The organism is Flavobacterium sp. UBA6135, assembly GCF_002428305.1.
GTDB lineage: Bacteria > Bacteroidota > Bacteroidia > Flavobacteriales > Flavobacteriaceae > Flavobacterium.
The window spans coordinates 1-12952 of sequence record NZ_DIVJ01000042.1 but is presented as its reverse complement, the minus strand read 5'-3'; the positions used below and the strand labels follow the sequence as shown (position 1 = coordinate 12952).

9 protein-coding genes, 1 tRNA gene and 1 pseudogene are annotated in these 12952 nt (G+C 36.0%); 8 read left to right on the top strand and 3 right to left on the bottom strand.

From position 1 onward, the window contains the following. From B3L86_RS10710 to B3L86_RS10690, 5 genes are all read left to right on the top strand, one after another. On the top strand, positions 1-3900 hold a 3900-nt coding region (locus B3L86_RS10710; RefSeq protein ID WP_291118814.1), incomplete at its 5' end, for a gliding motility-associated C-terminal domain-containing protein. A gap of 5 nt (positions 3901-3905) precedes the next feature. Continuing rightward, a complete protein-coding gene (locus B3L86_RS10705) occupies positions 3906-4856 on the top strand; it encodes a PorP/SprF family type IX secretion system membrane protein (RefSeq protein WP_291118811.1) in 951 nt (316 codons plus the stop codon). 9 nt (positions 4857-4865) lie between these two features. Then, a complete protein-coding gene (locus tag B3L86_RS10700; protein ID WP_291118807.1) occupies positions 4866-6740 on the top strand; it encodes an OmpA family protein in 1875 nt (624 codons plus the stop codon). Positions 6741-7138: 398 nt separating this feature from the next. Beyond that, on the top strand, positions 7139-7402 hold the full coding sequence (locus tag B3L86_RS10695; RefSeq protein ID WP_291118805.1) for a hypothetical protein: 264 nt from the start codon (positions 7139-7141) through the stop codon (positions 7400-7402). A 5-nt stretch (positions 7403-7407) separates the two neighbouring features. Beyond that, entirely contained in the window at positions 7408-7665 is a 258-nt protein-coding gene (locus B3L86_RS10690) for a hypothetical protein (RefSeq protein WP_291118802.1), read from the top strand. 231 nt (positions 7666-7896) lie between these two features. Here B3L86_RS10690 and B3L86_RS10685 read toward each other — a convergent pair. Then, positions 7897-7970 (bottom strand) — tRNA-Arg (locus B3L86_RS10685). Between the two features lie 70 nt (positions 7971-8040). Between B3L86_RS10685 and B3L86_RS10680 the strand changes: the two genes are divergently transcribed. The 3 genes from B3L86_RS10680 (at position 8041) to B3L86_RS10670 (ending at position 11362) form a co-directional block, all read left to right on the top strand. Then, positions 8041-8550, top strand: coding sequence for an adenine phosphoribosyltransferase (locus B3L86_RS10680; protein WP_291118800.1), 510 nt, complete (start codon positions 8041-8043; stop codon positions 8548-8550). Between the two features lie 365 nt (positions 8551-8915). Then, the gene (locus tag B3L86_RS10675; protein WP_291118797.1) at positions 8916-10613 is read left to right on the top strand and encodes a tetratricopeptide repeat protein; all 1698 of its coding nucleotides are present in this window, start codon (positions 8916-8918) and stop codon (positions 10611-10613) included. 209 nt (positions 10614-10822) lie between these two features. Then, positions 10823-11362, top strand: a complete 540-nt coding sequence (locus B3L86_RS10670; RefSeq protein ID WP_291118794.1) for a hypothetical protein — start codon at positions 10823-10825, stop codon at positions 11360-11362. A gap of 59 nt (positions 11363-11421) precedes the next feature. Here the strand turns inward: B3L86_RS10670 and B3L86_RS10665 are convergent, their stop codons facing one another. Together B3L86_RS10665 and B3L86_RS10660 are read right to left on the bottom strand one after the other, a co-directional pair. Beyond that, complete coding sequence (locus B3L86_RS10665; protein ID WP_291118791.1) at positions 11422-11577, bottom strand: SsrA-binding protein; 156 nt, start codon at positions 11575-11577, stop codon at positions 11422-11424. Between the two features lie 67 nt (positions 11578-11644). Further along, positions 11645-12952: pseudogene (locus B3L86_RS10660) on the bottom strand (hypothetical protein); the annotation flags it as partial.

Here is a 12952-nt window from a genome sequence, read left to right as displayed (position 1 = left end):
TGTGAAAATGGAACTGCAACAGTTACCGTTACAGTCAATCCGGAACCCAATGCAGGAACAGGCAATGATATTGATTTATGTGTAACCTCAGATCCGGTTGATTTATTCACCTTACTTGGAAATAATCCTGATGCAGGAGGTACATGGTCACCGGCTTTAGATAGTGGTACTGGCTTATTCAATCCTGCTGTTGATCCTGCAGGAGTTTATATCTATACCGTTACCGGAATCGCACCTTGTCCTGATGCTACAGCTACTATAACCGTGGCGTTAAACCCACAACCTATTGCAGGAACAAACGGTTTAGCGAATTTGTGTACCACAAGTCCTTCAGTAGATTTGTTTACTTATCTTAATGGAAGTCCACAAACAGGCGGAACTTGGTCACCGGCATTAGACAGTGGTACCGGAGTTTTCAATCCTGCCGTTGACCCGGCAGGGGTTTATACCTACACGGTTCTTGGAACACCACCATGTGAAAATGGAACTGCAACAGTTACCGTAACAGTCAATCCGGAACCCAATGCAGGAACAGGCGATGGTATTGATTTATGTGTAACCTCAGATCCGGTTGATTTATTCACCTTACTTGGAAACAATCCTGATGCAGGCGGTACATGGTCACCGGCTTTAGACAGTGGTACTGGCTTATTCAATCCTGCTGTTGACCCCGCCGGAGTTTACACCTATACCGTTACCGGAATCGCACCTTGTCCTGATGCTACAGCTACTATAACCGTGGGGTTAAACCCACAACCTATTGCAGGAACAAACGGTTTAGCGAATTTGTGTACCACAAGTTCTTCAGTAGATTTGTTTACTTTTCTTAATGGAAGTCCACAAACAGGCGGAACTTGGTCACCGGCATTAGACAGTGGTACCGGAGTTTTCAATCCCGCCGTTGACCCGGCAGGGGTTTATACCTATACGGTTATTGGAACTTTCCCATGTGATGATGAAAGTGCAACAGTTACAGTAGTTGTAAACCCAACACCAAATGCAGGAACTGATAATAATATAGAATTGTGCACAACCTCCGCACCAATAGATTTATTTACCTTACTAGGAAATAATCCAGATGCAGGCGGAACCTGGTCACCAGTATTGGATAGTGGTACAGGAGTTTTCAACCCTGCTGTTGATCCTGCTGGAATTTATACGTATACTGTAACAGGAATTGAACCTTGTCCTAATGCAACGGCCAATGTAACAGTGGCTGTAAACCCACCACCGATAGCAGGTACAAATAATACAGCAAATTTATGTACTACAAGTCCGGCAGTAGATTTGTTTACCTATCTAGGAGGAAATCCTCAAACAGGTGGAACGTGGTCACCAGTATTAGACAGTGGCACCGGAGTTTTCAACCCTGCCGTTGACCCCGCAGGTGTTTATACCTATACGGTTCTTGGAACTTTCCAATGTGATGATGAAAGTGCAACAGTTACAGTAGTTGTAAACCCAACACCAAATGCAGGAACTGATAATAATATAGAATTGTGCACAACCTCCGCACCAATAGATTTATTTACCTTACTTGGAAATAATCCTGATACAGGCGGAACATGGTCACCGGCTTTAGCAAGTGGCACAGGCCTATTCAATCCTGCTGTTGATCCTGCAGGAGTTTATACCTATACCGTTACCGGAATCGCACCTTGTCCTGATGCTACAGCTACTATAACCGTTGGGTTAAACCCACAACCTATTGCAGGGACAAACGGTTTAGCGAATTTGTGTACCACAAGTCCTTTGGTAGATTTGTTTACTTATCTTAATGGAAGTCCACAAACAGGTGGCACTTGGTCCCCGGCATTAGACAGTGGTACCGGCGTTTTCAATCCCGCCGTTGACCCGGCAGGGGTTTATACTTATACCGTTATCGGAACCCCACCGTGTGAAAATGGAACTGCAACAGTTACCGTAACAGTCAATCCGGAACCCAATGCAGGAACAGGCGATGGTATTGATTTATGTGTAACCTCAGATCCGGTTGATTTATTCACCTTACTTGGAAACAATCCTGATACAGGCGGAACATGGTCACCGGCTTTAGTAAGTGGCACAGGCCTATTCAATCCTGCTGTTGATCCTGCAGGAGTTTATACCTATACCGTTACCGGAATCGCACCTTGTCCTGATGCAACTGCAACGGTTACTGTTACCTATTTACAAGCACCAAATGCCGGTTTGTTTACAGGTGCACAGGATGTTTGTAGTTCTAACGCCGCTTTTGATTTGTTTACTTTATTAGATGGTACACAACAATCAGGTGGGGTTTGGACCGCAATGGACACATCAGTGGTTTCCAATATTTTTAATGCTACGGTTAATCCGCTCGGCACTTATACTTTTACATACACCGTAACAAATGCTTGCGGTTCTGATGATGAAACTGTTCAATTTACTGTCATTCAAAGTCCACAACTGACAGTAGATGATATTGATTTTACTGCTCCTATTTGTCAAGACCTACCGCTCGTACTTACACTATTTAATTTGTCGAACGGAACCTACCAACTATCCTACATACTATCGGGAGCGAATACGAGTGTGGAAACCTTTGTTGCTTTAACAGTTACTGATGGTGAAGCTACACTTGAAATTCCCGCAACGGCCATTCCAAATGCAGGAATTACACAACTTACAGTAGTGTCCATTCAAAATACAGCCACAACGTGTACTACCCTGTTAAGTGACGTGGTGCTAACGTTCGAAATCTTACCCAAACCGGAAATTGAAAATGCAAATATAGTAGTAGCCGATAGTTGTATCGGTTCAGATGTGGTAGTTCAAATTACGGGTGCAGTCAATTTACCTAATGGTAACTATGAGTTTTTATACAACATCCCCAACGCAATTCCAAACATTGGAACATCGGGAACAGTGACTATAACAGACGGTGCAGGGCAATTTGTGATTCCGGCAGCAAACATTCCAAATCCTGGGGTTTATACTATTTTGATATACAATATAGTGAGTCAAGTGAATTCGTGTACGAATGCAAGTGAAGACGCAACCGTTTCTTTCGAAGTGTTTGCTTTACCGTCCACAGTAGATGCAAATGTAGCCATAGGATATGCTTGTCTTTCCAATGGGGGATTAGTAAACATCACGAATGCTGCCAACTTGAGTGACGGTGAGTATTCGTTGACCTATGCTTTATCAGGTGCAGTGACGCTTTCAAATACCATTACCGTTTCGTTTGTAGCAGGAAACACTAATTTTAACTTGCCAACCAATGAAATATCCACTGCCGGGGATTATGTATTAACCATTACTACTATCAATTCCAATACGGCAACAATATGTGGTTTGTCAGGAAATAGTTTTCCACCTGTTGCATTCACAGTGACTAGCGTGCCAACACCTGAACTAATTGAAGGAGGGAATGCTTTTTGTGAAGACCAAAATCCTACCGTGTTTAGTTTGACTTCAAATGTAATTGGAGTGGAACCTATCGTTTGGTATGATCAGCCGATAAACGGAACAGCTCTGGACAATAGCACACCGTTACTTAACGGGGCAACGTATTATGCAGCAGTGGTTGCTGCTTCCGGTTGTGAAAGCGATAACCGTTTGGAAGTTACCGTGCAAATAACCAATTGCTCCAGTATCATTATTCCGGATGGGTTTTCACCAAATGGGGATGGCATCAACGATTTCTTTGTGATTAAAAACATCAGAACTTTATATCCTAATTTCTCCATTGAGTTTTATAACCGTTACGGAACCGTTTTATACAAAGGGAACAATTCAAAACCGGATTGGGATGGTTTTGCTGAAAGTGGATTACAACTTGCCGGCTCGAAAGTTCCGGTTGGGGTCTACTTCTTTATTTTAAATTTTAATGATGGTTTGCGTAAACCTATTCAAGGACGCCTTTATTTAAGTAGGTAAACGATATGACAAAGAACAAGAAACATATTTTTCTATCCGTTTTGTGCAGCTTCTTCTTTTCGAATGGCTGGGCACAACAAGATCCGCAGTTTACACAATACATGTACAACATGAGTGTAATCAATCCTGCCTATGCAACAGCCGACCCGGATGTAATTAATTTTGGAGGCCTATATCGAGCACAATGGGTGGGTGCTGAAGGTGGACCAACAACAGGTACTTTCTTTACACATATTCCTTTAACTAAAAAAGTGGAAGTGGGGGCATCTTTAGTACACGATCAAATTGGTGATGTGGTGAAAGAAACCAACATCTTTATGGATTTTGCCTACGTTATTGATTTAAATGCTTCCAATAAATTATCCTTTGGTATAAAAGGGGGTGTGACACTTTTTAGTACCGATTTCAACGGATTTGTGTATTCTGACGATTTACCCGATCCTGCTTTTGGGAACAACTTGAGTAAGGTGTTTCCAAACGTAGGTGTTGGGGCTTTTTATTTTGGAGACAACTATTACCTGGGGCTTTCCAGTCCCAATTTATTGTCAACGAAACATTTGGAAAGACAAGAAGGGATTGTGACCACCGGAGTAGAAGCAATCCATTATTTCTTCACCGGAGGGTATGTGTTTAACCTGAATGACAACCTCAAATTTAAACCGGCTTTTATGGCTAAAACGGCTTCGGGGGCACCAACTTCTGTTGATCTTACTACTAATTTCCTGATTAATGAGGTGTTTGAATTGGGTGCAGGATACCGTTTTGACGACTCCGTAAGTGGCTTGGTGAATTTTAGAGTAGCAGAAGGTGTGCGTGTTGGATATGCCTATGATTATACGGTTTCCAACTTGGGAAGGTTCAACTCGGGGTCACATGAAATTATGTTTCTTTTTGATTTGAATAGAAATAAAAACAAAAACAAAAAAGGATATGACAAATCTCCTCGATTTTTCTAACTAGTTATTATGATGAAATTTAAAATACATAGCGTTTTTATCTTCCTGACAAGTTGCTTTGTTTTTGGACAAAAACCTTCATTGAAGAAAGCGGATGAATTATTTGCACAGAAATCCTATGTGGAAGCGGCAGCAATGTATGAAAGTTTGAAACTAGACAAACATACCTTGCAGAACTTGGGCGATTGCTATTTCTTTAATGCAGAAATGACTTCGGCAGTTAAAGCGTATGAGAATTTGTTTTTCAGTCACAAAGACAGTATAGCATCTGAATATCATTTCAGATACATGAATGCTTTAAAAGCTACAGGTGACTATGATAAAGCCGATGCTATCATGTCGAAACATCTGAAGTATACCATTGATTCCAAGAAGTTTAAAGAGAACCTCATCAATATAGTGCCTTATAATTATGAAATCAAACCATTGACACGAAGTGCTTCTCCGGGAGATTTTGGTTTGTCGTTCTATGGGGAGAAAGTGGTTTTTGCATCGTTGCGAAATCAAAAGAATCCAACGTATGCCTGGAACCAAAAACCTTACTTGGACTTGTTTGAAGCAACGGTTTCTAAGGAAGGTGTTTTAGAAAACGTGGTGCCTTTTTCCGATAAGATCAATACGAAGACGCATGAAAGTTCTGCGGTGTTTACCTATGATGGATTGGTGATGTATTTCAGTAGAACGAATGAAAAGCGGGTGGAGGTGAATGGAGAAATGGTGGCTCATGTGAAATTGTACCGAGCTGATTTTATAGAAAACGAATGGACCAACGTTACCGAACTGCCTTTTTCGAGTGATTCATTTTCAACGATGCATCCGGCTTTGAGTGCGGATGAAACGAAGTTGTATTTTTCAAGTGACAGACCCGGTTCCTTGGGGTCGTTTGATATTTATGAAGTGACGATTAATGAAGATGGAACGTACACCGAACCCGTTAATTTAGGTAGCACTATCAATACGATACATCGGGAGCAGTTTCCGTTTGTGGGACAAGATGGTACGCTTTACTTCGCTTCGGATGGGCATCAGGGATTCGGTGGTTTAGATATTTTTATGTCGAAGTCGTATAATGAGGTGTTTGCAAAACCGATTAACTTGGGAGAAACCATCAACAGCGGAATGGATGACTTTTCGTTTGTGTTGAAAGAGGACGAGAATATCGGCTATATGACTTCCAACCGAAAGGGAACGGATAATTTATATGCCTTTGTGCGAACGGAAAACGAACGAAAGTTTACCGTCGAAGGGGAAGTGCGAGATAAAAACTCCAAAGCGTTGTTGCCGGGAACGATTGTGTCGTTGTATGATGAAAACGACCAATTGATTGGGCAATTAGTGGTGGGGGAGAATGCCGATTATACGTTTAACTCCGAACCGAATAAACGATATAGAATAGAAGCAGAACGCGACTTCTATGCTTCCAAAACGGATTATATTGAAACGTTGGACGATGGACGAGTGCGGTTTATGATTGAATTGGAAATCGAATCGTATGATGATGCGGAGGAAATTATCATTACCAAAGACGATGGTTTGGTCTACATTCAGTTGGAAAACATTTACTTTGATTTGAATAAATGGGATATCAAAACACAAGCGGCTTCCACGTTGGATGTGCTGGTGGATATCATGAAAAAATACCCAAGAATGGAAGTGGAGTTAGGAGCTCACACGGATTCGCGGGCTTCGGATGCTTATAATTTGAGGTTGTCGCAGAATAGAGCTACGGCTACGTTGGAGTATTTAGTGGCCAACGGAATCAGTAGAAGCCGTATGCGTTCAAAAGGGTATGGTGAACGTGTGCCTTTGATACCTTGTGGGGATAATTGTAACGAAGAGCAACATGCGATCAACCGACGAGTGGAATTTATTATCTTAAAATAAGAGAACAATAAAATGGCTCTATTTGGTCAAAGAAAGAACCAACAAAATTAATCACCCCCAGTTTGTCATCCTGACAAAGGAAGGATCCCATAATCCACGCCACACAAAGCGAATCACCCTCGTGTGAGCACAGTATCATTAGTGTAAGGGTTTTGTAATTTGAAAATGAAATAAGTTCTGAAAATGAATAGGCTAAGTATAAAATTTTAATCCGTTTTTTTGCGACTTTGCGAGAAAAAAAATAAGATTAACTTAATAACTTTGATAGCTTGGGTCTAGGTTTGATACTTACAATGTTTAAAAATGAAATAAGGGGTTTGTATTAATCCCTTATTTTCGATCAAAATAATAGATAAAATTTATTATATTTGTTTCTATAATAGAAAAAGTAGATAGTTATGGCAAAAGGAGAAAAAACAGGTGGAAGAAGTAAAGGTACACCCAATAGAACCACCGCAGAAATAAGAGAGTTATTCCAGAAGCTAATTGATGAAAATCTGGATACTATTTCAAATGATTTGAAGGAGCTGAAACCAGAACAAAGATTAAAATTCATTATTGAGTTTTCAAAGTTTGTGATACCAACGTTAAAGGCTACAGAAATGACTTATGAAGAAAAAGTAATTATTGACTTTACAGAAGTAGAAGTAAGTATAAATTAATTATTATGAAAAAAGTTAAAATACATAGTGTAGAAGAATTGAAGAAGTTCATTCTGGAAAATGATATTCAAAGTAATGATATTAGAAAATTATTAGCCAGTAGCCTTAAAGTCTGGATTTGTGAATTTAAGACTAAAGAAGAACTACTTCTTCAAATTGATGAATTATTATTGAAGTATCAAGATGTTAAAAACAGACCTTTATTTGTTGATATTCCAAACGATAAAATAAAAGTTAGTGACTTTGTGGAAACAGTATTTTAAATTGTGTTCTTATGTTTGTGTTAAACCTTCCAGAAATGGAGGGTTTTTTTTATGGTATTTTGATAAATTAGTTAAGAAAGTTAAAAAAGTTAAGTTTTTTCCAAGCCTAAAATGAAAACAAAAAAATGTAAATAATACAGTTTTTGAAAGTGATAATACAGAAATCGTACAATTATTAAAATTAAAAATCCTTAAACTACTGATTTACAGTATGTTTAAGGATTTATTTAGTGACCTCGACTGGATTCAAACCAGTAACCTCTTGAGCCGTAATCAAGTGCGCTATTCAGTTGCGCCACGAGGCCTTAATGCGGGTGCAAATATAGTTATTTTTGCTTAACTTGCAAATCAAAATTTAAATTAAAACCACTTTTTATGGCACTTGATAAGTACATTCGAATTGTTCCTGATTTTCCAAAAGAAGGGATTGTTTTTAAGGACATTACGCCTTTGTTGTTGGATACGGAAGGTCGTAAAGAATGCCTGACTATGTTGCTTTCTTCACTACATTCCAAAAAAATTGACAAAGTTATTGGCGTGGAAAGCCGCGGATTCTTCTTCGGAATGTTGTTAGCGGAAGCGTTGCAAGTGGGTTTTATTCCGGTGAGAAAACCTAAAAAGTTGCCTTTTACTACCCTTTCCGCTTCCTATGATTTGGAATATGGAACAGACGCTTTAGAAATTCATACCGATGCCATTCAAAAAGGGGATAGGGTCTTAATTCATGACGATGTGTTGGCCACCGGCGGTACTGCAAAAGCAGTTTGTGAACTAGTGGAACAATTGGGAGGCGAAATTGTACAACTTAATTTTTTAATGGAAATCCCTTTCTTAAAAGGAAGAGATAAAATTAAGAACTATGAAATTTTTGCAGCGATGCAATAACTATTGTTTTTCATCTAAAGCTCTTGTGGTAACATAATAACGCCAACCTATTATGGCCATCTGCCACTTTTTGGCTTATCACAAAACCGTTTGTTATTGGTGGTAACTTGAATATTGAAATTTATTTAATTAATTTTTTTGCTTCACTATACTATAAAAAAAATGCTATCATGCTGTGTATTAGTAGCGAAAGAACTTATATATAACCATATTCTAAAGAAAATCAGTACATTTATAAAAGATTTTTAAATTTGACTTTGAAAACTAACAGCAATATAACTTTAACTAAACCCTAACGTTGTAAAAAAGTGACTTTTAATAAGTACCTATTTTTATTTTTTTATTTGCCGGTAAATTATTTTTGCTTGGCTCAAAATAGTTTATCAAGTGATGAAGCTTTACAATCATGCAGAGCTATATCAGACTTAATGGAAGCCTCTTTTCCGGCAAACGAGTATAGGACTTTCCAAAGGGAATCGTTTTCAGAACAACAACTTCAAAACTATTTATCATTACATTTTAAAAAACTGGACTTATTACCCTTAATTAAAGAGCATCATGTTTTTAAATTGCATCACTATTTGCATGCGGGTAATTGGTTTAAAACAATGGAGTTTTATGGAGAGTCTATAAAATGGTATACTGCTTTTTTTGATTATTATGAGTTGAACGCTGATAAACTGACTGCAAAAGAAAGAGATCAGTTTTTTCAAGAAATTACATACTCCTACAGTTCGCTAGCAGATACTTATGCTAAAGTTGGTAAATTTGAAAGTGCTGAATTAATACATGAAAAAAACATTGCGTTTATAAAAGATAGAAATACTATTTATAATCCTTCGGCCTATAACAACTATGGATTGTTTTTTTATTGGAATAAAAAAGATCTGGATGCTGCTTTGTTTTATTTTAAAAAAGCCTATCAAATTACACTAGAAAAATTTCCAAACCATTCTTTATTAGGAAGTATTCGAGATAATTTGGCTGATGTTTATACAGACATGAATCAACATGAAAAAGCTTTACTGTTTTATGAAGCTAATTTTGAAATGTATAGGCTTGTTAAAAATGAAATTTCTTCTGAATATGATTTATCTCGTTTGATTAGTGCCGGTACACAGCTAATTGAAACTCAAGTGAAATTAAATCTAATCGTGGAAGCAGAACAAACCTTTAAAAGGTTACAAAAAAGTATTGTAAACCCACAATTTAGAAGTAAAGTGAACCCTAGTTCTAAATTAGAAATTTTAAAAGCTCAAGGAGTTCTATATCATGCTCAAAATAACTTTAAAATGGCTACTGATACTGCTTTGAAGCAGATTGCTTTAACAGACAGCATTAATGCTGTATCTAAAATTGCAGATAAGAAATGGCATGAAGAACTTAATGCTGTTTCTTTAGATAGGGTAGCATTGAATTTTAAGATAGATAAAATAGTAAAAGAAAACCAAATAAGTAGTCAACGTTTTAAATTGTGGATTATCTCTATTTTATCAATGTCAATTATTGGGTTTTTATTTGCTCTTTACCTTCGAAGAAAAGGACTCATTCTTTTTGCAAAAAATAAGCAATTAATAGCCGAACAAAATTTGAAACTCACCGATTTTGAAAACAAACAATTACAATCAGAAATAGCATCTAAGAAAAGAGATTTATCAGATTTTGCAATTAGTTTGACCCAAAACCAAGAGTGGGCAAGAGAGTTGGCAGATAAAATAAACCATATTAAATTAGCTAATGCAAAAGAACAAGCAGCACTACTAAATGAAATGGAACAAGATATTCATAATAAAATAACAGTTGATGCTCAAACCCATGAATTTTACGAACGATTAGATAAACTTAGTGATTCTTTTTATAGTGAACTAACTAGAAAATTCGTTAAGTTAAGTAAAAACGAAATCAGACTTTGTTCTTTAATCCGATTAAAGATGGACAGTCGCAGCATTGCTACACTACAAAATATAACTTTGGCTTCTCTTAATACAAGTCGGTACCGCCTTCGTAAAAAATTAGGACTTACTGAAGAGGTCGATTTGGATGACTTCATTCAAAACCTATAAATCCTTTGTTTAGACGCTTATAGTATTGTGTGATTTTTAGACTTGTCTATTAAATATCTATTGGCTGTATATTGATTGTCTATCTATTTTTCAAGGTTTTAGGGGAATTATTAATTTAATTTGTTTTATCAAAATCACAGAAAATCTGTTAGCATTTTGATAGTCTACATTCTAAACTCTATAAATTAATAACAAAAAACTTGAAAATTATGAAAACGTATGTAATGGTTTTTTTATTTGTAGGTCTAACCAACCAAATGATTGCACAACCAAATGAAATTATTGTTCAACCGGATGAAATGATTGCTTATACACCTTCCAATCAAAAGGTATACGCAACTAGTAAAACCGCACTTCATTCTGAATATCTTAAAACAGTTACTAAACAAGATTTAGCTGTTAAAATCCAAACATTTCAGAATGCAATTGCCAACTATGATATTACATCTTCCGATGTGTATCAGCCGAATGCTGAAGCTAGCTATACCGTGAATTTTAATGAAGGGAATAATCATATAACTGCCATATATGATAAAGATGGTCAATTGGTATCCTCTGAGGAAAATTATAAAGGAATTCGATTGCCTTATAAATTGGCGTCAAAATTAACAAAAGAATATCCTAATTGGGGTATTGAAAAAGTGAATTGCCAAATTCTGTTCAGTAGCACTAAACAAGAATCTAGTATTGCCTATAAAGTAGTGTTAAGTAATGGAAAAAAATTGAAAAAGATAACAATTCAAATATAAATTAATAAACAGGGCGAGTTTACATATAAGTTGTATGGTAATGTAATTTTATGCTAAACTTACTCGCCTTGTTTTTCGTCCAAAGCTCTTGCAGTAACATAATAACGCCAACCGATAATTGCCATCTGCCACTTTTTAGCCTTAGACAAATCCAATCGCTGTTTGGTGAAACTGGGAAATAGTAATGTATTGAGTTTGGCTAAAATTGAAAACATAGTTTTTTTTTTCAAAAGTAATAAAAAAAACGGCTGTCAATAGTAACAGCCGTTTCGATTTGTTCGATTATTGTTTTTTCTCTAACTCTTTTCTTCTTTCTTCCATTTTCTTTTTTCTTTCTTCCAATATTTTATTTCTTTCTTCGGTTCTTCTACTTCTCTCTTTCATTCGTTCTTCTTTTTCAGACTCAGTTAATTTAGAATTTTCTTGTGCTTTTAGTTCAAGTTCTTTTTTATTTTCAAAATTTTCATTAAATTTTATTTTTTCATCTAACGAAATAAATTTTGCTATACCTTCAAAAATTAAAACACCATCTTTTCCTTTTTGACCATACTTTTTTATGCCTTCTTCTTTATCTAAATCAGTTATACTGCCTTCTAATGAAATTGTGGTTCCTTTTGGTAATTCACTTTTTAAATATTCTTTTCCGTTGATGATATAAAGTTTATTAATAGAGTCGTTTGTTTTTGAAATTTCCTCTGTTTTTTTATAACTACCAATAAGAACTTTATTTTTATCAGACTTAATAGTAATTGTTTTTACTGTTTCAACTTCATAATAGAATTTATCTTTATCTGCTTTTCTATTATATTTCTTTTCAAACTCACCCGTCGAAATCTCTTTAATGTCGGCGATTTCTTCATTTAAATCGATTTTTAGATTCTCATCTCCTTCTTGCACTTTACCATTTAAAATCAAAACAACTTCTTGACCTTTTTTGTAAAGATTAAGCAAACTCATATATTTTTCTAGCGACTCTTTACTGATATTATTTTTTTCTTTTAGAACAACATTAATTGGAATATGAACAACATCTTCAAAACCATAAGCCAAATCATCATTTTTATCCGAATTGATATAAATTTTAATGCTATTGATTCCTTTATCGGATTTACGCTCCATCACACGATTATAGCTTTTCCCAAAATCAAATTCTAATTTAATGGCTATGATTTCATCATTGTTGTTTCGTTTAACATTGGAAATTTTTAATTTTTGCTTTTCATCTGAAAAAGATTTTTCTAATTCTTTAATTTCTCTGTCAGTTGTATTTTTGGTTAGAATAGAAGAATAACTAGACGAAACAGAATACGTAGTAACTTCTATTGTTTTATTTTCTTTTTCTTGAGCGACTGTTTCAATTTGAAATAAAAGCGAAAAAGCAACTAAAAAAGGAAGTACTAAAGCATATTTCCAAGATTTCTTTTTGTTTGATTGATTTGTGTTTAACATAACGATTCGTTTTTTGATTAATGATTGAAAAAATTGATTGGTGATTGGTGATTGATTGTTGCTGATTACAACTTTTAATAATGTTTTTTGATAAGCATATTTGTTATTGATGGTTAAATAAGTTTGATGGTCTGCGATGAA

Excerpts from the sequence above, each read along its gene's own strand:
- B3L86_RS10700 (WP_291118807.1), top strand. The coding sequence starts at position 4,866 with ATGATGAAATTTAAAATACATAGCGTTTTTATCTTCCTGACAAGTTGC.
- B3L86_RS10705 (WP_291118811.1), top strand. The coding sequence starts at position 3,906 with ATGACAAAGAACAAGAAACATATTTTTCTATCCGTTTTGTGCAGCTTC.
- B3L86_RS10665 (WP_291118791.1), bottom strand. The coding sequence starts at position 11,577 with ATGTTTTCAATTTTAGCCAAACTCAATACATTACTATTTCCCAGTTTC.
- B3L86_RS10670 (WP_291118794.1), top strand. The coding sequence starts at position 10,823 with ATGAAAACGTATGTAATGGTTTTTTTATTTGTAGGTCTAACCAACCAA.
- B3L86_RS10695 (WP_291118805.1), top strand. The coding sequence starts at position 7,139 with ATGGCAAAAGGAGAAAAAACAGGTGGAAGAAGTAAAGGTACACCCAAT.
- B3L86_RS10690 (WP_291118802.1), top strand. The coding sequence starts at position 7,408 with ATGAAAAAAGTTAAAATACATAGTGTAGAAGAATTGAAGAAGTTCATT.
- B3L86_RS10680 (WP_291118800.1), top strand. The coding sequence starts at position 8,041 with ATGGCACTTGATAAGTACATTCGAATTGTTCCTGATTTTCCAAAAGAA.